Origin of the sequence: Ruixingdingia sedimenti (assembly GCF_031432425.1) — a bacterium.
Lineage (GTDB): Bacteria > Pseudomonadota > Alphaproteobacteria > Rhodobacterales > Rhodobacteraceae > Ruixingdingia > Ruixingdingia sedimenti.
The window spans coordinates 96236-118115 of the sequence record NZ_JAVKPH010000011.1 but is presented as its reverse complement, the minus strand read 5'-3'; the positions used below and the strand labels follow the sequence as shown (position 1 = coordinate 118115).

The window sequence follows — 21880 nt, the reverse complement described above, 5'->3', positions numbered from 1 at the left end:
CCGCCGAAAGCTTCCTGGGCTTCATCGACATCACGTCGATCCGCCTCTGGCTCCGCCATTTGTCAACATGACCTAGATCATGTTTGTTTGCCATTCTCTGTTGCCTTTTCCCGCTGCAATGCTGACCCTGCATCAGGCACCGCCTGCCACCTCTCAACGTGTCATGCTGCAGCCTGAATGTCTTTCGCGAAGGCGGCTTTGGACTCAAGTCTCCGCCGCAGTACCGACAGCCAGAATCAGGCAACGCCCCGCAAGGGCCCCTGCCGCATATCCAGTCAAAGAGAAAAATGGCGCGGTTGACGGGGCTCGAACCCGCGACCCCCGGCGTGACAGGCCGGTACTCTAACCGACTGAGCTACAACCGCGCTGGTCAGACCGGACGGAGAGGATGATGGCGCGGTTGACGGGGCTCGAACCCGCGACCCCCGGCGTGACAGGCCGGTACTCTAACCGACTGAGCTACAACCGCGCTGGTCAGACCGGACGGAGAGGATGATGGCGCGGTTGACGGGGCTCGAACCCGCGACCCCCGGCGTGACAGGCCGGTACTCTAACCGACTGAGCTACAACCGCGCATCTCATCCCCGGTTGCCCGGGCGTGGGCTGCTCTTACGCGACACCCGCGGGCGCGTCAAGCGCATCGCGCAGGGTTTCGCGCCTCAGCCGATCAGCGGGCCCGACCCCGCGCCGGTTTCCTCGTAATGCCGCTTGAGCCGCATCAGCGCGATGCGCAGCACGATCTTGCCCGACCGCGCCGACCAGCCCATGCGGCGTTCCGCCGTCTCCAGCCCTTCCAGAAAACAGCAGCAGCGCAGCACCATGTCGCCAAGGCCCGGGCCGAGGTCGCGCAGCGCCGCCGCCACCCGGTCGCGCGCCGCGCGCGGCCCCTCGGCCGGGCCTGCGCCGCCGAAACCGCCCCGGTCGGCGCCGGTCAGGAAACGGTCCCAGTTCTGCGCCACGCGGGGGCCCATCTGGGCCAGTTCGAAATCCTCGCGCAGCCGTTCGGCGGCGGCGACCAGATCGGGGGTCAGGAAGGGCTGGCCGTCCTTGTCGCGCCGCCGCCCCAGCACCGCCACCGGGCTTTCGGCGATGTTGTAGCGGATGCGGCGCGCGCCGCCTTCCTCGGCCACCTCGCGTTCGTCCCAGTCGCGGTGCTGGCCGGCAAAGGCCGCCCCGGCATCGGCGAGCCCCGGCCGCCCGCGCGCCTCTTCCTCCAGCAGCCGGCGCAGGGCGGCGCGGCCCGCCGCGGTGATTTCATAGGCGGCGACGCGGCCGCGCTTGCGGCAGGCGATCCAGTCCTTGATCGCAAAGGCCTGCGCCACGCCGCGGTCCAGCACCGCGGTGCGCGCGGAACGCCCGTCGGGAAATTCGCGCAGCACCACGGCCTTTTCCATGTCGGGGGCGATGGCGATCATCGCGCCGGGTTCGGACAGACGGCGCAGCACGCGGCGCGCCTCCTGCGCGATCACGGCTTCGTCGGCGACGAGGGCGGCGGAACGGATGGGGGCGGTCATCGGATCGGTGTCCTCCTGGCAAGCGGCGCCCGGCCCGGGCTGCCCCGCCCGGCCGAGCTGTTCCAGCGCCTCGTCCACCAAGGGATCGTCGCGCCGGGTCTCGAATCGCCGCACCTGGCGCAGGACCGTCGAAGGATGGCACCCCTCGCGCCGGGCCAATGCCCGCAGCGACTGCCCGCCACTGGTGTGACCCAGGTAGAGCCTGACCGCGGCGGGCACCCAGCCCGGAATCGCGAACTCCGCCGTCACGTTTGCCATCTTCATCCGATCCCGCTGGCCCCAGGGCCACCCGGGTGCTGCTCCCCGCGCCGATTTTTGCCGTTCAACCTTTGGTAGAAATGGTTACTCAACGGTTAAATCGCGCCGGTTTTGCCATAATTGTTTCGAAAACCTAAACATTGCTGAAGCCGGCGCGCGACGGAACGGGCGGATGCGCAACGCGAGGTTGAATTATGGCAATTTCAGGGCAGTCCTGAAGGAGCCCGACATGACCGCGATGACCGCCATCACCGACCTGCGCTGCCTGCTGGCCGACCTGCGCCGCCCCCGCCTGCTGATCCGCGCCGCCCGCTGCGGCCTGGCCGACTACCGGCGCGACCGCGACCTGCCCCGCACGCTCGGCCCCGCGGCGCCCCGCACGCCGGAAACCGCCTTCGTCGCCCTGCTGGACGCCGAGGCGCGGCTGGAAACGATCCGGCAGGCGGGCGATGCCACCTACAGCGTCACCCGCCATGTCGCGGTGCTGATCGCGCTGCTGGCCGAGGCGCGGCTGCTGCCCCGCCCCGCGTGACGCCCGGCGGCATCGCCTGCGCAGAGTCCAGGAGCCTCCGGCGGGGATATTTAAGGACAGAAAGTGGCGCAGGCCGCGCCCTTCTTCATTTTCTGTCCGAAAATATCCTCAGGGGGTGAATTGGCCGCAGGCCAAGAGGGGGCAGAATGCCCCCTGCCCGCGCCGGCCCTTGCGGAAGCGCCCGGCAAGGACTATGCGCGATCCATGACCCAAGCCCATGACCGTCTTCTCATCATCGACTTCGGTTCCCAGGTGACGCAGCTCATCGCGCGCCGCCTGCGCGAGTTGAACGTCTATTGCGAAATCCATCCCTACCAGAAGGTCACTGACGCCTTCCTGAAGGACTTCGCGCCCCGGGCGGTGATCCTGTCGGGCGGGCCCGACAGCGTGACGCGCGAAGGCTCGCCGCGCGCGCCCGACGCGCTCTGGACGCTCGGGGTGCCGGTGCTCGGCATCTGCTATGGCCAGCAGGTGATGATGCAGCAACTGGGCGGGCGGGTCGAAAGCGGGCATGGCACCGCGGAATTCGGCCGCGCCTTCGTCACCCCCGCCGCGGCGCGGCTGCCGATCCTCGACGGCTGGTTCGCCGCCGGGAACGAGCAGGTATGGATGAGCCACGGCGATCACGTCAGCGCCATCGCCCCGGGGTTTCAGGTCTACGGCACCTCGCCCAACGCGCCCTTCGCCATCACCGCCGACACCGCGCGCGACTTCTATGCCGTGCAGTTCCACCCCGAGGTGCACCACACCCCCAAGGGCGCGAAGCTTTACGAGAATTTCGTGCGGCTGGCGGGCTTCACCGGCGACTGGACGATGGGCGCCTACCGGGAAGAGGCGATCCGCAAGATCCGCGAACAGGTGGGCGGCGGCAAGGTGATCTGCGGCCTGTCGGGCGGGGTCGACAGTTCGGTGGCCGCGGTGCTGATCCACGAGGCGATCGGCGACCAGCTGACCTGCGTCTTCGTCGACCACGGCCTTCTGCGGCAGGGCGAGGCGGAACAGGTCGTGGGCATGTTCCGCGACACTTACAACATCCCGCTGATCCATGCCGACGAATCCGACCTGTTCCTGACCGCGCTGGAAGGCGTCAGCGACCCCGAGGTCAAGCGCAAGACCATCGGGCGGCTTTTCGTCGAGGTGTTCGAGAAGCACGCGAAATCGGTCGGCGGGGCGCAGTTCCTCGCGCAGGGCACGCTCTACCCCGACGTGATCGAATCGGTGTCGTTCAGCGGCGGGCCTTCGGTCACGATCAAGAGCCACCACAATGTCGGCGGCCTGCCCGAGAAGATGGGCATGAAGCTGGTGGAACCGCTGCGCGAGCTGTTCAAGGACGAGGTGCGCGCCCTGGGGCGCGAACTCGGTCTGCCCCCGGCCTTCATCGGCCGCCATCCCTTCCCCGGCCCCGGCCTAGCCATCCGCTGCCCGGGCGCGATCACGCGCGACAAGCTCGACATCCTGCGGCAGGCCGATGCGGTGTTCATCGACCAGATCCGCCGGCACGGGCTTTATGACGAGATCTGGCAGGCCTTCGTCGCGCTGCTGCCGGTGCGCACGGTGGGGGTGATGGGCGACGGGCGGACCTACGATTACGCCTGCGCGCTGCGCGCGGTGACCAGCGTCGACGGCATGACGGCGGACTACTATCCCTTCAGCCACGATTTTCTGGGCGAGACCGCGACGCGCATCATCAACGAGGTGCGGGGCATCAACCGCGTGACCTACGACATCACCTCGAAGCCGCCGGGCACGATCGAGTGGGAATGACCCCGCACTGCGCCGGAGGGGGCGGTGCGGGGCCGTCCCTTGCCGGTGGTGCAGCGCCGCCCCGTGCGAGATGACAGGCTGACATCAGCCACCCGAGGAGGAGCCCATGTCCATCGTCACCGTCACAGGCCGTCTGATCTGCGCCGACGCCGCGCAGGCAGCGATCGTGGCGCGCGAGTTGCCGGAACATATCCGGCTGACCCGCGCCGAACCCGGCTGCCTGCGCTTTGTCGCCCGTCAGACCGACAACCCGCTGATCTGGGAACTCGACGAGGTGTTCACCGACCGCGCCGCCTATGACGCGCATCGCACCCGCGCCGCCGCCAGCCGATGGGCGCGCGAAACCGTGGGCATCGCGCGCGAACTGAACGTCACCGGCACCTGACCCGCCCGGGTCTGGACAAGCATCGCGGCCCGCGCCAAGGTCTGCCGGCCTGCCCGAGGATCGCCGTGACCCAGCCCCACCGCCCCGTCGCCGCCGCATTGTGGATGCTCGGCTCCATCGTCAGCTTTTCGCTGATGGCCATAGCCGGGCGCATCGTCGCCGCGACCCATGACACGTTCGAGCTTCTGGGCTACCGCTCCATCGTCACGGTCGCGATTCTGGTGGCTTTCGCCGCCTGGAAGGGGCGGCTTTCCGATCTGCGCACGCGCAACCTGGCCGGCCATCTGACACGCAACACGATGCATTTCGTGGGCCAGAACCTGTGGTTCTGGTCGCTGACGGCGATCCCGCTGGCGCAGGTCTTTGCACTGGAATTCACCGCGCCGATCTGGGTCATCCTGCTGTCGGCGGTGTTTCTGGGCGAGGCGCTGACGCGCTGGCGGCTGATGGCGGCGGTGCTGGGATTCGCCGGCACGCTGGTGGTGGCGCAGCCCGATTTCCGCCATATCGAGCCCGGCGTGCTGGCCGCCGCCGGATCGGCGCTGTTCTTCGCCGCCACGATCATCCTGACGAAACGGCTGACGCGGGGCGAAACGGTGCTGGGGATCCTGTTCTGGCTGGGGGTGATGCAGGCCGCCCTCGGCCTGGCTGCCGCGGCGGCGGATCTGCACATGACGCTGCCCACCTGGCAGTCGGTGCCCTGGCTGGTGTTACTGGGGGCCGTCGGCTTCTTTGGGCATTTCTGCGTCACCTCGGCGCTGTCGCTGGCCCCTGCCGGGCTGGTGATGCCCATCGACTTCGGCCGGCTGCCGCTGATCGCGGTGGTGGGGGCGGTGTTCTGGGGCGAATCGATCACGCTGGCGCTGCTGGCGGGGGCGGCGCTGATCGTCGCCGGCAACTGGCTCAACCTGCGCGCGCCGGCGGGGGAAAAAGTTTCTGCGTGAAATCCGCCCCGCAACGCGCTAGCACGCGGCGCGGCAACAAGGGGGCGGGCAGATGATCTACCGGACGGCGCAGGACTGGCGGGCGGCGCGCAAGCGGCGGGTGCTGCTGTTCGGGATGTCGGGTCTGGGCAAGACCCATGTGGCCAGCCTTCTGCGCGCCGAGGGCGGCTGGTTCCACTATTCCGTCGATTACCGCATCGGCACGCGCTACATGGGCGAACATATCGCCGACAACTTCAAGCGCGAGGCGATGAAGAACCCATTCCTGCGCGAACTGCTGCTGACCGATTCGGTCTATATCGCGTCGAACATCACCTTCCACAACCTCGCGCCGCTTTCGACCTATCTGGGCAAGCCCGGCGATCCGGCGAAGGGGGGGCTGTCGTTCGACGAATACCGCCGCCGCCAGGACCAGCACCGCGAGGCGGAAATCGCCGCCCTGCTCGACACGCCGCGCTTCATCGACCGGGCGCAGGACATTTACGGCTACGGCAATTTCATCTGCGATTCGGGCGGCTCCATCTGCGAGGTGGTGGACCCGGACGACCCCGCCGATCCGGTGCTGACGGGGCTGTCGGGCAGCCTGCTGATGGTCTGGATCGCGGGATCGGACGCGCATACCGCCGAACTGATCCGCCGCTTCGACCGCGCGCCGAAGCCGATGTATTACCAGCCCGAATTCCTCACCGCCGCCTGGGCCGCCTATCTGGCGGAAACCGGGCTGGCCGAGGGCGCAGTGGACCCCGACGCCTTCGTGCGCTGGACCTATGCCCGCGCGCTGGCCCACCGCCAGCCGCGCTATGCGGCGATGGCGCGCAACTGGGGCATCGCCGTCACCGCCGAAGAGGTGGGCGCGATCCGCGACGCACACGACTTCGACGACCTGATCGCCCATGCGCTGGACCGCCGCGCCGCAACGGCCTAAACCCGGTGCGGAAGGAGTCGCATCATGCCGATCAAACTGCCCGAAAGCCTGCCCGCCTATGACATCCTGACCCGCGAGGGCGTCATGGTCATGGGCGAGGGCCGCGCGGCGCGCCAGGACATCCGCCCCCTGCGCATCGGCCTGCTGAACCTGATGCCGAAGAAGATCCAGACGGAAACGCAGTTCGCCCGGCTGATCGGCGCGACGCCGTTGCAGATCGACCTGCAACTGATCCGCATGACGGAACACCAGTCGAAACACACCGCGCCCGAACATATGGAAGCCTTCTACCGCCCCTTCGCAGAGGTGGAGGCGAGCGGCGAAAGGCTCGACGGGCTGATCATCACCGGCGCCCCGATCGAGCACCTGCCGTTCGAGGAAGTGACCTACTGGGACGAACTGACCCGCGTCTTCGCCTGGACGCAGACGCATGTCCATTCCACCTTCGGCGTCTGCTGGGGCGGCATGGCGATGGCCTGGCATTTCCACCGCCTGCCCAAGCATATCCTCGGCCACAAGGCGTTCGGCTGTTTCCGCCACCGGAACCTGACGCCCGCCTCGCCCTATCTGCGCGGCTTCTCGGACGATTTCGTGATCCCCGTCAGCCGCTGGACCGAGGTCCGCGAGGCAGAGGTCGCGGCGCGCCCGGGCCTGGCCACGCTTCTGGGCAGCGAAGAGGTCGGCCCCTGCCTGATCGAGGACACCTGCCACCGCGCGCTCTATATCTTCAACCATTTCGAATACGACAGCGACACGCTGAAACAGGAATACGACCGCGACGTGGCCAACGGCACGCCGATCAACGTGCCGCAGAACTACTACCCCGACGACGACCCCGCGCAGCCGCCGATGAACCGCTGGCGCAGCCATGCGCATCTGCTCTACGGCAACTGGATCAACGAGATCTACCAGACCACGCCCTACGACATGGCGGAAATCGGCGGCTGAGCGGGCGGGCGGCAGCGGGCGCGGCAGATTGCGCCCGCCGCCCGTTGCGCGATACTGGCCCGGATACCGGCCCGGATACTGGCCCGTTCGAGGAGAAGCCCCGATGACCAGCCTGCCCTTCGACGGCGCCATCAGCCGCTATTACCGCGACACCGCCCCCCCTGCCCTGCGCAAGGCCATCGCGGCGGCGGATGACGGCGACATGCCCGACCCCGCCTTCCCCTACCGCAAGGAGATGAAGAAGAAGGATTACAGCCGCCACATGGACGCGTTGCAGATCGAACTGGCCAAGCTCCAGTCCGATGTGAAGGCGACGGGCAAGCGGCTGGTGGTGGTGTTCGAGGGCCGCGACGCATCCGGCAAGGGCGGCACGATCAAGCGGCTGACGGAAAACCTCAACCCCCGCGTGGCCGCGGTGGTGGCGCTGCCCAAACCCTCGGACCGCGAGGCGGCGCAGTGGTATTTCCAGCGGTATATCGACTGGCTGCCCGCGCAGGGCGAAATCGCCATCTTCGACCGCAGCTGGTACAACCGCGGCATCGTCGAACATGTCATGGGCTTCTGCACCCCCGACGAACGCGAACGGTTCTTCTACCAGTTGCCGGAATTCGAGCGGCTGATGGTGGACGAAGGCATCACCCTGCTGAAGATCTGGCTGGACGTGAGCCGCCCCGAACAACTGCGCCGGTTCCTCGCGCGCGAAAAGGACCTGCTGAAACAGTGGAAGCTGAGCCCCATCGACATCGAGGGCCTCGGCAAATGGGACGAATACACCGCCGCGATCACCGAGACGCTGACCCGCAGCGACCGGCCCTATGCGCCCTGGACGGTGATCCGGTCGGACGACAAGCTGCGCGCGCGGATCGCGGCGGTGCAGGCGGTGCTGTCGGCCATGGACTATGCCCACAAGGACACCGCGGCCATCGGCGCCATCGACCCCGCGATCTGCGGCGGGCGCGATCTGGCCCAGGTTGCGGATGGCGTGGGGGCGGATGGCGTGGGGGCGGCCGACGGCGCAGATGGCTAAGGCGGGCTATCACCACGGCAACCTGCGCCAGGCGCTGGTCGAGGCGGCGCTGGCGCTGATCGCCGAAAAGGGGCCGCAGGGCTTCACCCTGTCCGAGGCCGCGAAAGAGGCGGGCGTGACCCCGGCCGCCGTCTACCGCCATTTCCAGGGGCGCGAGGACCTGCTGGCAGAGGTCGCGCGCCAGGGCTACGCCATCTTCGCCGACCTGATGGAACATGCCTTCAACGACGGCCGTCCCTCGGCGCTGGCGGCGTTCGAGGCGACGGGACGCGCCTATCTGGCCTTCGCCCGCCGCTTTCCGGGGCATTACATGGCAATGTTCGAAAGCGGCCTCGCGCCGGGGGCCTACCCGGAACTGGCGCAGGCCGCACAGCGCAGCCGGGCGATGATGGAACGCGCCGCCGCGCGGCTGTCCGAACAGTTGCCCCCCGGGCGCCGCCCGCCCGCGGCGATGTTCTCGGCCCATGTCTGGGCGATGAGCCACGGGGTGGTGGAGCTTTTCGCCCGCGGCACCCCGGGCGCCCACGCCCCCTTCAGCCCCGAGGACCTGCTGGAGGCCGGGATCGGCATCTACCTGCGCGGGCTCGGCCTGCTGCCGCCGGATCGGTAGGGGCGGCGGGGCGGACCTGAAGTCCCACCATTTGGCTGGCGAAGGCACGCGCCTTCGCCAGCCAGACCGAAGGGCCGCCCCCTGGGTCGGCGAATGGCGGTCCGCCACGCCGCTGGCGCGTTCCCATGCGCAGGCGGCCCGGAACAGGGTCCGTTCGTCGAAATACCGGCCGACGAACTGCACCGACAGCGGCCGCCCGTCGCGCGTCAGCCCGGCCATCATCGCCCGGCCGCGCCTGCGGCCCATAGCGACACCACCGCGCAGGCCGCCAGCAGGCAGGCATGTTCCTTTCTCATCTCATCCTCTCCTTGTCGTTGGTCTGCATGTCCTGCGGTCCGGGCGGGCCCCGCTGCCGGGCCGGTTGCCGTCACCCCGACGCCTACCGATTCCGGCGCTTGCGGGAACACGGGCACCCCTGCGAGCCATCGGCGTTACCGATGGCTTCCATCGGCAAACCGCGCAGATAAACGTTGATCGCGGGACGGTAGGGGCCGATCCTCACACCCGGGCACGACAGGGAGGGGGCACCATGGCCGGGGACGACGGGCTGAGCTATGAACCGGGCTGGCGGATCGCCGACCGGATCGCGCGCAAGGACATCTCGCCGGTCGAGGTGGCCCGGCATTTCCTCGACCGGATCGCGCGGCTGGACCCGCAGATAAACGCCTTCATCACCCTGGCCGGGGACCAGTATCTGGCGCAGGCGGCAGAGGCCGAACGGGCAGTGATGCGGGACGACAGGCTCGGCCCGCTGCACGGCCTGCCGGTGTCGGTGAAGGACCAGATCTCCACCCGGGGCATCCGCACCACCGGCGGCTCGCTGCTGCTGCGCGACAACGTGCCGGCCGAGGACGCGGCCTGCGTCGAACGGGTCAAGGCCGCCGGGGGCGCCGTCATCGGCAAGACCAACCTGCCCGAATTCGCCATGTCCGCCCATACGACGAACCGCCTCGCCGGGCCTACCCGCAACCCCTGGGCGCCCGGCCGTTCGCCCGGCGGGTCCAGCGGCGGGGCGGCGGCGGCGCTGGCGGCCGGCATGGGCCCGCTGGCGATCGGCAGCGACGGCGGCGGGTCGCTGCGCATCCCGGCGGCGCTGTGCGGCGTGTTCACGCTGCTGCCCGGCACCGGGCGGGTGCCGCGGCACGGGTCCTTCGGGGAAACGCTGTTCGCCACCGGCCTCGGCCCGATGACGCGCGATGTGCGCGACGCCGCCGCCCTGTTGCAGGTCATCGCCGGGGCGGACCCGCGCGACGGCGCGTCCTCCGCCACCCCGCCCGGCGACTATCTGGCCGGGCTGGACGCGGGGGTGAAGGGGCTGCGCCTCGCCTGGTGCCCCGACCTTTGCCGCGAGGAAGGCGACCGCCCCGACCCCGCGGTGATCGCGGCGGTGGCCGCCCGCGCACGGGCGCTGGCGCAGGAAGGCGCGGTGGTCGAGGAACTGGGCGACAGGCTCGACGACATTTCCGATGCCTTCTGGGTGATCACCAACGGCGACCGGGCCTCGTCGGTGGGGCAGGACTATTACCTCGACCCCGCCCGGCGCGCCCTGCTGACGCCCACGGTGCGCGAGCGGCTGAAACATGCCATGACGATCACCGCGGGCGAATACACCCATGCGCTGCGGATGCGCTATCGCTTCATCGCGGCGTTCCGGCAGTATTTCGAACGCTACGACGCGATCCTGACCCCGACCGCCGCGATGGTCGCGCCGCCGGTGGGGGATGTGCCCTCGGCCGCACCCAGCCATCCGGGGCTGACGGCCTTTACCAAGGTGGTCAATTTCGTCGGCTGCCCGGCGGCCTCGGTGCCTTGCGGCCTTGTCGACGGGCTGCCCGTCGGGCTCCAGATCATCGGCGCGCGGGATCACGAGGCGCTGGTGCTGCGCATCGCCCGGACGCTTGAAGGGATCGCGCCCTGGGCCGACAGCTACCGGGCGATCCCGCTGGCTTGAGCGGCCTTGCAGGGCGCGGCATTTCCGGCTCTGATGCCGTCATCATGACTGGCCCCCGCTACACCCCGCTCGCCGCCGCGCTGCCCGCCACCGTCCCCTTCGTCGGGCCCGAGACGCAGGAGCGCGCGATGGGCCGCCCCTTCGCCGCCCGGCTCGGCGCGAACGAGAACGTGTTCGGCCCCTCGCCCCTGGCGGTGGAGGCGATGGCGCGGGCGGCGCGCGATGTCTGGATGTATGGCGACCCCGAGGTCCACGACCTGCGCGCGGCGCTGGCCGCCCATCACGGCACCACCCCCGCGCATGTGACGGTGGGCGAGGGGATCGACGGGCTGCTCGGCTATCTCGTCCGCCTGCTGGTCGGGCCCGGCGATGCGGTGGTGACGTCGGACGGCGCCTATCCGACCTTCAACTTCCATGTCGCGGGCCATGGCGGGGTGCTGCACAGGGTGCCCTACCGCGGCGATGCCGAGGACCCGGAGGCGCTGGTCGCCCGCGCGGCGCAGGTGGGCGCGAAGCTGATCTATTTCGCCAATCCCGACAACCCGATGGGCAGCTGGCACGACGGCGCCGCGGTGGCGCGGATGGTCGAGGCCGTGCCCGAGGGCAGCCTGCTGGTGCTGGACGAGGCCTATGTCGACCTCGCGCCCCCCGGCACCGCGCCGGGGCTGGACCCCGACGACCCCCGGGTGATCCGCATGCGGACCTTTTCCAAGGGCTACGGCATGGCCGGGCTGCGGGTGGGCTATGCGCTGGCCGCGCCGGGGCTGGTGGCGGCCTTCGACAAGGTGCGCAACCATTTCGGCGTCGGGCGCATCGCGCAGGCGGGGGCGCTGGCGGCGCTGGCCGATCAGCCCCATCTGGCGCAGGTGCGCGACCGGGTGGCCGCGGCGCGGGCCGAAATCGCCCGCATCGGCGCGGCGCAGGGGCTGGCGGCGCTGCCCTCGGCCACCAATTTCGTCACGCTCGACTGCGGCGGCGACGGCGCCTTCGCGCGGGCGGTGCGCGACGGGCTGGCGGCGCGGGGGGTGTTCGTGCGCATGCCCTTCGTCCCCCCGCACGACCGCTGCATCCGCATCAGCGCCGGCCGCCCCGAGGATCTGGCGGCGCTGGAGGCCGCATTGCCCGGCGCAATGGCGGCGGCGCGGGGCTGACGCCTCACACGGGCGTGACTTGCCTTCCCGCGGGGGGAAGGTTGCACGATTACCGCGTCTGCGAATGAGGTACCGATGCGACCGATGCTTGCACTGACCCTGGCCGCGGGGCTGGCCGCGCCCGCGCTCGCCCAGGATCATTCCGGCCACGGCAGCCATGCTGCCGCCGACAGCCCCGCCGCCCGCGCCTTCGCCGAGGCGAACGCCCGCATGCACCAGGGGATGGACATTCCGCCGACCGGCGACGCCGATGTCGATTTCATCCGCGGCATGATCCCCCACCATCAGGGCGCGGTCGACATGGCCCGCGTGGTGCTGGACCACGGCAAGGACCCCGAGGTCCGCAAGCTGGCCGAGGCGGTGATCGCCGCGCAGGAGGCGGAAATCGCCTGGATGCAGGACTGGCTGGCGGCCAACGGTCCCTGACCCGCGCCTCTGCCCGACGGTAGTGCGGGTGGAGAGGGCGGGGGCCTCCGGCGGGGATATTTATTGGACAGAAAATGAACAGGATCTGGCTATTACCCGCCGTTCTTCATTTTCTGTCCCTAAATATCCCGGGGGGAGCTGGCGGGTAGCGCCACCGGTTCGAGAACCAGCCGGCGCGGGGGCTGGCCCCCGGCCCTGCCCTGTCCATCCGCACTGCCGCCGGGCGCGGCCCCAACCCCGCGCAGCTTGCGGAAACGGGCGGTTTTCCCTAGACCTGCGGGCGATGCCCCGCCGGGGCGCCCCTCGTGAGCCTGTCCCCTTGCGCAAGCCCTCCGCCCCGAACCGTCCCGCCCGCCCCGCGCTTTTCGCCCGGCTCTGGCGCGACTATCTGCGCGAACACCGCTGGATGATGGCGCTGGCGGGCGTGTTCATGGTGATCGAGGGCTCCACCCTCGCCGCGCTCAGCTGGATGCTGGAACCGCTGTTCGACCGCGTGTTCGTGGGCGGGGACGCGGGCGCGATCTGGTGGGTGGGCGGCGCGATCCTGGGGCTGTTCGCGATCCGGGCGGTGGTGTCGGTGATCGACAAGGCGCTGCTGACGATGATCTCTCAGCGGTCCTCGGGCAAGATGCAGGCGGATCTGCTGCGCCATCTGCTGACGCTCGACATGGGCTTCTACCAGACCAATTCCCCCGGCACGCTGATCGAGAAGGTGCAGGGCGACACGCTGGCCGTGCAGGGCGTGTGGCAGGCGGTCATCATGGGTGTGGGGCGCGACATCATCGCGCTGGTCACGCTGTTCGCGGTGGCGCTGTCGATCGACGTGCGCTGGACGGTGGTCGCACTGATCGGCGCGCCGATCCTGATCGCGCCGACGGCGCTGCTGCAACGCTATATCCGGCGCAAGACCGGCCAGATCCGCAGCCAGTCGGGCGAACGCGCGACGCGGCTGGACGAGGTGTTCCACGGCATCGCCACCGTCAAGCTCAACCGGATGGAGGATTACCAGGCCCGCCGGTTCGAACGGGTGATCCGCGCCATCATCCGCGCCGAGACGCGCAAGGAAACCAGCCGCGCCGTGCTGCCCGCGCTGATCGACCTGGTGACGGGCATCGGGTTCTTCGGCGTGCTGGTCCTCGGCGGGCGCGAGATTCTGGCGGGCGAGCGCACGGTGGGCGAGTTCATGTCGTTCTTCACCGCGATGGCGCTGGCGTTTCAGCCGCTGCGCCGGCTCGGCGCGCTGGCGGGGCTGTGGCAGGTGGCGGCGGCGAGCCTCGAGCGGCTCTATGCATTGTTCGACGAACGCCCCGCGGTGCCCGCCGTGCCCGCCCGCCCCCTGCCCCCGCCCGAGGGCGCGCCGGGGATCGAATTCCGCGATGTCGCGCTGTGGTATGGCGAACATCAGGTGCTGCGCGGGCTCGACCTGCGGGCAGAGGCCGGGCGGCGCACGGCGATCGTGGGGCCTTCGGGCGCGGGCAAGACCACCGTCTTTCACCTGCTGACGCGGCTGGCGGAACCGGCCGCGGGCCGCATCACGCTTGGCGGGCAGGACATCGCGCAGATGGATCTGGCGGCGCTGCGGGGGATGTTCGCGGTCGTGTCGCAGGATGCGTGGCTGTTCGACGAAACGCTGCGCGACAACATCCTGATGGGCCGGACGGATGTGCCCGAGGACCGGTTGCAGGCCGCGCTGGAGGCCGCGAATGCCGCCGAATTCGTCGCCCGCCTGCCGCAGGGGCTCGATACCCGGGCGGGGCCGCGCGGGTCGGCGCTGTCGGGCGGCCAGCGCCAGCGCATCGCCATCGCCCGCGCCCTGCTGCGCGACGCCCCCGTCCTGCTGATGGACGAGGCGACGAGCGCGCTCGACGCCGCATCCGAGGCGCTGGTGACAGAGGCGCTGGAACGGCTGGCGGCGGGGCGCACCACGCTGGTGATCGCGCATCGGCTGTCCACCGTGCAGGGCGCCGACCGGATCGTGGTGATGGATCAGGGCCGGGTGGTGGATGCGGGCACGCATGCCGAACTGCTGGCGCGCGGGGGGCTTTATGCCGATCTGTGCCGGTTGCAGTTCGAGGGCGCCTGAGAAACGGGGGCCCGGAAAGGGCTGGCCGGTTGCCCGGGGCGGCGCTATCCTTCGCGCATCAGCGATGGAGCCTGCCATGCGCCTGCCGATCCTTGCCGCTTTCGCCGTCTTCGCCCTGCCTGCCGCCGCGCAGACCGACCTGCGCATCCCCGCGCCGCAGCGCGCCCTGCCGACCTGTCAGGACCTCTGGGTCGAGCGCAATGCGATCTTCAAATCCTTCGGCTATTGTTTCACCTCGCGCCGGGCGATCGACTATTTCGGCAACGGCGGCTGCTTTACCAGCAACCCCCGCCTGACGCCCGAGGCGCAGCGGCAGGTGGACGAGATCCGGGCGCTGGAAAGGCGGCTCGGCTGCTGACGGTTGCCGCCCCCTGCCCCGCAGCCTATATCGGGCGTCTGGCACGGAGGTTTGGATGACCGGCGAAACCGCCCCCGACCGCAAGGTCTTTCGCATCACCGGCAAGGACCGCGAAAGCTTCCTTCAGGGGTTGATCACCAACGATGCGCGCAGGCTGGCCGAGGGGCCGGTCTATGCCGCGCTGCTGACGCCGCAGGGCAAGTATCTGGCGGATTTCCTGCTGGTGCCGGATGGCGAGGGCGTGCTGCTGGACATCCACGAGGGGCTGGCGGAGGCAACCGCCAAGCGCCTGTCGCTCTACCGGCTGCGGGCGGATGTGCAGATCGCGCCCACGGGCCTGCATGTCCTGCGCGGCCTGGGCACGGCGCCCCCCGGCGCGGTGGCCGACCCGCGGCATCCCGCGCTCGGCTGGCGGATGTACAGCGCCGAACCGGGCGGGCCGCCCGAAATCGACTGGGACGCGATCCGTGTCGCCCATTGCATCCCCGAAACGGGGGTCGAGCTGGTGCCGAACGACACCTATATCCTTGAGGCCGGGTTCGAGCGGCTGAACGGCGTCGATTTCCGCAAGGGCTGCTACGTCGGGCAGGAGGTCACGGCGCGGATGAAGCACAAGACCGACCTGCGCAAGGGCCTGACCGGCGTCACCGTCACCGGCCCCGCCGGGCCGGGCACGCCGATCCTGGCGGGCGACCGGCCGGCGGGGATGCTGTTCACCCGTTCGGGTGACCGTGCCATCGCCTGGCTGCGGTTCGACCGCGCCGGGGGGCCGTTGACGGCGGGGAATGCGCAGGTGCGCGCCGATCCCCCCGCCAACGGTTGAAGTCCTGCAAGGGCGCCCTATATCTTGGTGGCAATCCGGCCGGATCCCGACCAGATGCAGTGTCGGTAACGGTCGGGGCATTTTGTTCCATGCACGGGACGCATACCTGACATTCCGATACAGAAATACCGAATCGCCGGGAAAAGGTCATATTCGGCGGACGCCGGAAAACGCAAGAGCAAGAACAAAGGACGACGGAATGGCTGATTTCGTGGATGGAAGCGCCTTCAATCATGAACAGGGCCAGCGCGCGCGCAAGCTGTTCGCCGCCGTGGTCCTTGCGGCGCTGGACGATGCCATCGCGGATGACAAGAAATATGGCAACGGGCCGGAACAGATCGCCCGGTGGGCGCGCTCGCGCGACGGGCGCGAAGTGCTGTCCTGCGCCGGGATCGACCCGAACGAACGGGTGGTCAAGGGCCTGATGGAATTCGTGGCCAAAGGTGTGCGCACCTCTGTCGCGCTGTCGCGCGAGGAAAGCGAACGCCGCCACGCCGCCGAACTTCAGGCCGAAGCCGCCTGAACCCTTTCGCAGGATCCCCGATCCTGCCGGCGCGCCCCTTCGGGGGCGCGTCTGTTTTTGCGCATCCCTGCCGTTGCGTCATCCGGCCCGGCGACACAATCTTGCGCAGCACCCGCTGGACAGGTTGCCCGCGCCGTGTAAGCTGACCTTCCGCCGCCATGTCGCATCGCCCGGAAAGGCCGACCGGCGGGCATCACAAGATACTAGGGAGGATACATGGACCGCCGCTCTTTCCTGACCAAGGCCGCCATCGGCGGCGCGGGTGCCGCAGCACTCGCCGCCCCGGCGCTTGCGCAATCGTCGCCCAAGGTGACGTGGCGCCTGACCTCGTCGTTCCCCAAATCGCTCGACACGATCTATGGCGGCGCCGAAACCCTGTCCAAGATGCTGTCCGAGGCGACCGACGGCAATTTCCAGATCCAGGTCTTTTCGGCCGGCGAACTGGTGCCGGGCCTGCAGGCCGCCGATGCCGTGACCACCGCCACGGTCGAGGCCTGCCACACGGTGGGCTATTACTACTGGGGCAAGGACCCGACCTGGGCGCTCGGTTCTGCCGTGCCGTTCTCGCTGTCGGCGCGGGGGATGAACGCCTGGCACTACCACGGCGGCGGGATCGACCTGTTCAACGAATTCCTCGGCCAGCACAACATCATCGGTTTCCCCGGCGGCAACACCGGCGTCCAGATGGGCGGCTGGTTCCGCAAGGAAATCAACACGATCGAGGATCTCAAGGGTCTCAAGTTCCGGGTCGGCGGCTTTGCCGGCAAGGTGCTGGAACGGCTTGGCGTCGTGCCGCAGCAGATCGCGGGCGGCGACATCTATCCGTCGCTGGAAAAGGGCACGATCGACGGCGCCGAATGGGTCGGCCCCTATGACGACGAAAAACTGGGCTTCTTCAAGGTCGCGCCCTACTATTATTACCCCGGCTGGTGGGAAGGCGGGCCGACGGTCCACTTCATGTTCAACAAGGCCGCCTATGAGGGGCTGCCGAAGAATTACCAGTCGCTGCTGCGCACGGCCTGTCAGGCGGCGGATGCCGACATGTTGCAGAAGTACGACTACAAGAACCCGACCGCCATCAAGTCGCTGGTGACGCAGGGCACGCAACTGCGGCCCTTCACGCCCGAAATCCTGTCGGCCTGCTTCGACGCCTCGAACGAGGTCTATGCCGAGATGGAGGCCTCGAACCCCGGCTTCAAGAAGATCTGGGATTCGATCAAGGACTTCCGCGCCGACAACTACACCTGGGCGCAGATCGCCGAATACAACTACGACACCTTCATGATGGTGCAGCGGAACGCGGGCAAGATCTGACCCCGCGCCATCCGGCCTTGCAGGGCCCCGGGGAAACCCGGGGCCTTTTTCATTGGCCCTGCACGGCGCAAAGAAAAACGGCGGCGCATCGCTGCGCCGCCGTTTCCCCGCCTGCGGGGGCGTTCAGTTCGACGCAGGCGGCGCAAGCCCGCCCGGCGTGCCAAGCCCGCCCGGGGCCCCCAGGCCACCCGGCGCCCCGAGACCGCCGGGGGATCCCAGCCCCCCGCCCGGCGCGCCGAGCCCGCCCGGGGCCCCCAGGCCGCCGCCGAGGCCCGGCATCTGCGGCAGGGTGATCGTCACCGTGCTCGGGTCCACCTGCGGGCCCTTGTAGTGCATCACCATCTGCGGGAAGGCGATCACCACCGCGATCATCACCAGCTGGATGCAGAGGAACGGGATCGCCCCCCAGTAGATCTGCCCCGTGGTCACGCCGTCCATCTTCCGCCCCGTCACCTTGTCGATATAGGACGACCGCGGCGCGACGGACCGCAGGAAGAACAGCGCAAAGCCGAAGGGCGGGTGCATGAACGAGGTCTGCATGTTCACCGCCAGGATCACCCCGAACCAGATCAGGTCGATGTCCATCGCCAGCGCGGGCGGCACCAGCAGCGGAACGATGATGAAGGCCAGTTCGAAATAGTCGAGGAAGAAGGCCAGCAGGAACACCAGCACCGACACGACGATGAGAAAGCCCAACTGCCCGCCGGGCAGCGAGGTCAGCAGATGTTCCACCCAGATATGCCCGTTCACGCCGTAGAAGGTCAGCGAGAACACCCGCGCGCCCAACAGGATGAACATCACGAAGGCCGACAGCCGCGTGGTCGAGGCCAGCGCCTGCGTGATCACACCAAGGCTCAGCCGCCCCTTCAGCGCCGCCAGCAGAAGCGAACCGACCGCCCCCATCGCGCCACCCTCGGTCGGCGTGGCGATGCCGAGGAAGATCGTTCCCAGCACCAGGAAGATCAGCGCCAGCGGCGGGATAAGCACCATGATCACCTGCTGCGCCAGCCGCGACATCAGGTTGATCTTCAACCCCTTGTCCAGCAACGCCAGGATATAGATCACGATCACGCCCACGGTGGCGCCCAGGATGTCGGCATTCGCCCCCTGCGTCGGCGCCAGCCACACATGCGCGCCATAGGCGATCGCCGCGCACAGCAGCAGCGCCACCAGCAGCGAGGTGATGCCGGACCCGAGCGTGCGCGCCTCGACCGGCAGCGCGGGCAGCGCCTTGGGCTTGATCATGGTGATGACGAAGACATAGCCCATGTAAAGCGCCGTCAGCACCAGCCCCGGCACCATCGCGCCCTTGTACATGTCGCCCACCGACCGGCCCAGCTGGTCGGCCAGCACGATCAACACCAGCGAGGGCGGGATGATCTGCGCGAGCGTCCCCGAAGCCGCGATGACGCCCGAGGCGACGCGCCGGTCATAGCCGTAGCGCAGCATGATCGGCAGCGAGATCAGCCCCATCGCGATCACCGAGGCCGCCACCACCCCCGTCGTCGCCGCCAGCAGCGCGCCGACGATGACCACCGCATAGGCCAGCCCGCCGCGGACTGGGCCGAACAACTGCCCGATGGTGTCCAGCAGATCCTCTGCCATGCCGGATCGTTCCAGCACGATCCCCATGAAGGTGAAGAAGGGAATGGCCAGCAATGTCTCGTTCGACAGCACCCCCCAGAAACGGTCGGGCATCGTGCCCAGCAACGGCCAGTCGAGCGTGATCGTGCCGTTCGACAACGGCGCCAGTTCCACCCCGATGAAGAAGAAGAACAACCCGTTCGCCGCCAGCGCGAAGGCCACCGGATATCCCAGCAGCAAAAACACGATCAGCGAGGCGAACATGATCGGCGCCATGTTCACCGCAATGAATTCCATCATTTGCGCACCTCTTCGGCCAGGGCCTTGCCTTCCATTTCCGCCGCCTCATGGGCAGAGACGAAGGGATGCGGATCCTCCATGAGGCCGCGCATGACGGCGATCTTCTTGATGATTTCCGCCACGCCCTGGATCGCCAGCAGCGTGAACCCCGCCAGCAACAGCGCCTTTGCCGGCCAGATCACCAGCCCGCCGGAGTTGGTGGACACCTCGCCGCTCAGCACCGACCGCTGCACATAGGGCACGAAATACCAGATCATCAGCAGCGTGAAGGGCATCAGGAAAAAGACATGGCCGAAGAGGTCGATCCAGTGCTGCACCCGGCGCGGGAACAGGCCGTACACGATGTCGATGCGGATATGTTCGTTCTGCTTGAGCGTATAGGCCGCCGCCAGCAGGAAGGCCGCGCCGAACAGATACCATTGCAGTTCCAGCCAGGCGTTGGAGGACGTGCTGAAGACCTTGCGGATAACGGCATTGGTGGCGCTGATGACGGTGGCCGCGAGGATCAGCCAGGACACCGCCCTGCCGATCGTCTCGTTCATCCGGTCGATCCAACGGGTCAGGCCGATGAGCCCGGACATGTGTTCCTCCCTGCATGCGCTTCGGCCGCGGTTCAGCCGCGGCTTCCTGCTTTTTTATTGGCGGAGCGGCCCCCACCCGTCAACGGAATTGAAACTTTGTTGCGCGCGCCGCGCAAAAGTTGACGCGACGTTCATGTCCGGCGGGCTCAGCCCGCGAGGATGGCCCAGACGAAACGCGCGCTGACCAGCAGCAGGAACAGGCCGAAGCCCATCTCCAGCCGCCGGCGCGACAGGCTGTGCGCCAGCCGCACGCCGAGGTTCGCGGTCAGGATCGTGGTGGGGATGAACAGCGCCGCCCCCAGCAGCGACACGAAGCCGAGGCTGGCGGGCGGCAGATCCGCCCTGCCCCAGCCCGCCCAGATATAGCCGAGCGCCCCGGGGATCGAAATCAGCACCCCGATGCCCGCCGAGGTCGCCACCGCCTGATGGATGGGCCGGCCGTGCAGAGTCATGATGATATTGGCGATCTGCCCGCCGCCGATGCCCATGAGCGAGGACAGAAGCCCGATGATCCCGCCATAACCCGCGAGCAAGGGCCCCTTCGGCAGGTCGCTGGCGACATCCAGCCGGCGGGTGCCCGAGATCAGCTTGACCGCGTTCACCCCGGCCACGACGACGAACACCAGCTGCATCACCAGCGGCGGGGCGAAACGCGCGATCACCGCGCCCGCCAGCACGCCCGCGATGATCGGCACCGCCCAGGCCCGCAACAGCGCCTGATCCACCGCACCCCGCGCCAGATGCCCCCGGTAGGACCGGATCGAGGTCGGGATGATGACCGCCAGCGAGGTGCCCACCGCCATCGGCATCCGCACGGCCTCGGGATAGCCGAGAAAGCCGAAGGTCTCGAACAGCACCGGCACCATCAGCGCCCCGCCGCCGACGCCGAACACCCCCGCCAGCACCCCCGTCACCGCGCCCGAGGCCAGCAGGATCACGGCAAGGATCAGCAGATCGGTCGACATCTCCATCGCGGGCTCCTTCGGGGGCGTCCGCACCATCAGCCGCATTCCCCGCGCGGGGTCAAGTCCGGGGTTGGAAGGGAAGCGGCGCCGGGGGGAGGGCGAAAAATTTTCGGACGAAAATTTTTGGTCCGGGACAACGGCGCGCCGCGTTCAGGGCAGCGGATCGGCCCCGATCACCGGCAGGTGCAGCCACAGCAGCGCCAGCCACACCGCCAGCCACACCGCCAGCCGCCACACCGAAGGCCCGCCCCGGGGCCGCCACCGCCCCGTCATCAGCGCCGCGAACGGAAAGGCCGAGGTCCGCGCCGCCAGTTGCGCCCAATCCGGCATCCGCCGCCGCTTGCGCCGGTCGATCATCCGCATGCCCATCGCCGAAAACAGCGCAAAGCCCCCGAACAGCAGCACATGCGCCAGATCGCCATTGGCGATCATATGCGCCGACGCCCACAGCAGCAGCGCCCACAGCAGCGGGTGGCGCGCGACGCCCGCGATGCCCGGGCGGTCGGGGTCGAACCCTGCGGCCCGCCCGCCGAAGGACAGCGGGTTGGGCGCGCCAAGGCCGAACACCACCAGCGCCAGCGCCACCGGCATCGCCAGATTGACCGCCCACCGCTGCCAGACCGCGTGATCCCACAGCCCCACATATGGCGCGCGCCCGGCCGCAACGATCAGCCAGGTCAGCAGCACCACCGACAGCAGCGAATAGGCCAGCGTGAACCCCCGCTGCCCCAGCACCGCCGCCGCAGGGTCCCGGATCGCGGGCCGCGTCGGGATCACATGGCTGAGCAGGAAGGCCGCATAGGCCAGCACGAATTCGCCCCATCCCGCCATCGTCGCCCCCTCGCAGTGACCTGCGCCGATGGGGGCGCAGACGCGGGCGGATGTCAACGCCCCGATTGCCCCCCGGAATGCGG

The 21880-nt window shown here is 69.0% G+C and carries 21 protein-coding genes and 3 tRNA genes; 16 read left to right on the top strand and 8 right to left on the bottom strand.

Features of this window, described 5'->3' with window-relative positions; translation table 11 throughout:
• Window positions 1-288 precede the first annotated feature (288 nt).
• The 4 genes from RGD00_RS11555 to RGD00_RS11540 all read right to left on the bottom strand — a co-directional run bounded on the left by RGD00_RS11555 (window position 289) and on the right by RGD00_RS11540 (window position 1778).
• Window positions 289-365: transfer RNA gene (locus RGD00_RS11555), tRNA-Asp, on the bottom strand.
• A gap of 27 nt (window positions 366-392) precedes the next feature.
• Window positions 393-469: transfer RNA gene (locus RGD00_RS11550), tRNA-Asp, on the bottom strand.
• Window positions 470-496: 27 nt separating this feature from the next.
• Window positions 497-573: transfer RNA gene (locus RGD00_RS11545), tRNA-Asp, on the bottom strand.
• A gap of 86 nt (window positions 574-659) precedes the next feature.
• A complete protein-coding gene (locus RGD00_RS11540) occupies window positions 660-1778 on the bottom strand; it encodes a DUF6456 domain-containing protein (protein WP_425603410.1) in 1119 nt (372 codons plus the stop codon).
• Between the two features lie 223 nt (window positions 1779-2001).
• Between RGD00_RS11540 and RGD00_RS11535 the strand changes: the two genes are divergently transcribed.
• The 16 genes from RGD00_RS11535 to RGD00_RS11460 all read left to right on the top strand — a co-directional run bounded on the left by RGD00_RS11535 (window position 2002) and on the right by RGD00_RS11460 (window position 17536).
• Window positions 2002-2304: a DUF6477 family protein gene (locus tag RGD00_RS11535; RefSeq protein ID WP_310457482.1), complete on the top strand. Its 303-nt coding sequence runs from the start codon at window positions 2002-2004 to the stop codon at window positions 2302-2304.
• A 204-nt stretch (window positions 2305-2508) separates the two neighbouring features.
• Window positions 2509-4068 (top strand): glutamine-hydrolyzing GMP synthase, encoded by a 1560-nt coding sequence (gene guaA / locus RGD00_RS11530; protein WP_310457481.1) that lies wholly within the window; start codon window positions 2509-2511, stop codon window positions 4066-4068.
• A 106-nt stretch (window positions 4069-4174) separates the two neighbouring features.
• Window positions 4175-4453: a putative quinol monooxygenase gene (locus RGD00_RS11525; RefSeq protein WP_310457480.1), complete on the top strand. Its 279-nt coding sequence runs from the start codon at window positions 4175-4177 to the stop codon at window positions 4451-4453.
• A 104-nt stretch (window positions 4454-4557) separates the two neighbouring features.
• Entirely contained in the window at window positions 4558-5397 is an 840-nt protein-coding gene (locus tag RGD00_RS11520; RefSeq protein WP_310457484.1) for a DMT family transporter, read from the top strand.
• A gap of 52 nt (window positions 5398-5449) precedes the next feature.
• Window positions 5450-6322 carry an ATPase gene (locus RGD00_RS11515; RefSeq protein WP_310457479.1) on the top strand — a complete coding sequence of 291 codons (873 nt, stop codon included), beginning with the start codon at window positions 5450-5452 and terminating at the stop codon, window positions 6320-6322.
• 24 nt (window positions 6323-6346) lie between these two features.
• Window positions 6347-7270, top strand: coding sequence for a homoserine O-succinyltransferase (locus RGD00_RS11510; RefSeq protein ID WP_310457478.1), 924 nt, complete (start codon window positions 6347-6349; stop codon window positions 7268-7270).
• Between the two features lie 103 nt (window positions 7271-7373).
• Complete coding sequence (gene ppk2 / locus RGD00_RS11505; protein ID WP_310457477.1) at window positions 7374-8297, top strand: polyphosphate kinase 2; 924 nt, start codon at window positions 7374-7376, stop codon at window positions 8295-8297.
• On the top strand, window positions 8290-8907 hold the full coding sequence (locus RGD00_RS11500; protein WP_310457476.1) for a TetR/AcrR family transcriptional regulator: 618 nt from the start codon (window positions 8290-8292) through the stop codon (window positions 8905-8907). Before ppk2 ends, RGD00_RS11500 begins: the two co-directional genes overlap by 8 nt.
• Window positions 8908-9436: 529 nt before the next feature.
• A complete protein-coding gene (locus RGD00_RS11495) occupies window positions 9437-10858 on the top strand; it encodes an amidase (RefSeq protein ID WP_310457475.1) in 1422 nt (473 codons plus the stop codon).
• Between the two features lie 44 nt (window positions 10859-10902).
• A complete protein-coding gene (locus RGD00_RS11490) occupies window positions 10903-12009 on the top strand; it encodes a pyridoxal phosphate-dependent aminotransferase (protein WP_310457474.1) in 1107 nt (368 codons plus the stop codon).
• A gap of 75 nt (window positions 12010-12084) precedes the next feature.
• A complete protein-coding gene (copM, locus tag RGD00_RS11485) occupies window positions 12085-12435 on the top strand; it encodes a CopM family metallochaperone (protein WP_310457473.1) in 351 nt (116 codons plus the stop codon).
• Window positions 12436-12718: 283 nt separating this feature from the next.
• Window positions 12719-14518 carry an ABC transporter ATP-binding protein gene (locus tag RGD00_RS11480; protein WP_425603409.1) on the top strand — a complete coding sequence of 600 codons (1800 nt, stop codon included), beginning with the start codon at window positions 12719-12721 and terminating at the stop codon, window positions 14516-14518.
• A 76-nt stretch (window positions 14519-14594) separates the two neighbouring features.
• Window positions 14595-14876 carry a YARHG domain-containing protein gene (locus RGD00_RS11475; protein WP_310457472.1) on the top strand — a complete coding sequence of 94 codons (282 nt, stop codon included), beginning with the start codon at window positions 14595-14597 and terminating at the stop codon, window positions 14874-14876.
• A 55-nt stretch (window positions 14877-14931) separates the two neighbouring features.
• A complete protein-coding gene (ygfZ, locus tag RGD00_RS11470; protein WP_310457471.1) occupies window positions 14932-15699 on the top strand; it encodes a CAF17-like 4Fe-4S cluster assembly/insertion protein YgfZ in 768 nt (255 codons plus the stop codon).
• A gap of 199 nt (window positions 15700-15898) precedes the next feature.
• A complete protein-coding gene (locus tag RGD00_RS11465) occupies window positions 15899-16222 on the top strand; it encodes a DUF6280 family protein (protein WP_310457470.1) in 324 nt (107 codons plus the stop codon).
• Window positions 16223-16438: 216 nt separating this feature from the next.
• On the top strand, window positions 16439-17536 hold the full coding sequence (locus RGD00_RS11460; RefSeq protein WP_310457469.1) for a TRAP transporter substrate-binding protein: 1098 nt from the start codon (window positions 16439-16441) through the stop codon (window positions 17534-17536).
• 123 nt (window positions 17537-17659) lie between these two features.
• Here RGD00_RS11460 and RGD00_RS11455 read toward each other — a convergent pair whose 3' ends face one another.
• The 4 genes from RGD00_RS11455 to RGD00_RS11440 all read right to left on the bottom strand — a co-directional run bounded on the left by RGD00_RS11455 (window position 17660) and on the right by RGD00_RS11440 (window position 21797).
• Window positions 17660-19420 carry a TRAP transporter large permease gene (locus tag RGD00_RS11455; RefSeq protein WP_310457468.1) on the bottom strand — a complete coding sequence of 587 codons (1761 nt, stop codon included), beginning with the start codon at window positions 19418-19420 and terminating at the stop codon, window positions 17660-17662.
• On the bottom strand, window positions 19417-20001 hold the full coding sequence (locus RGD00_RS11450; RefSeq protein ID WP_310457467.1) for a TRAP transporter small permease subunit: 585 nt from the start codon (window positions 19999-20001) through the stop codon (window positions 19417-19419). The genes RGD00_RS11455 and RGD00_RS11450 overlap by 4 nt, the downstream gene beginning before the upstream one ends.
• Before the next feature lie 146 nt (window positions 20002-20147).
• On the bottom strand, window positions 20148-20972 hold the full coding sequence (locus tag RGD00_RS11445) for a sulfite exporter TauE/SafE family protein (RefSeq protein WP_310457466.1): 825 nt from the start codon (window positions 20970-20972) through the stop codon (window positions 20148-20150).
• Between the two features lie 144 nt (window positions 20973-21116).
• Window positions 21117-21797, bottom strand: coding sequence for an NnrU family protein (locus tag RGD00_RS11440; protein WP_310457465.1), 681 nt, complete (start codon window positions 21795-21797; stop codon window positions 21117-21119).
• Window positions 21798-21880 lie beyond the last annotated feature (83 nt).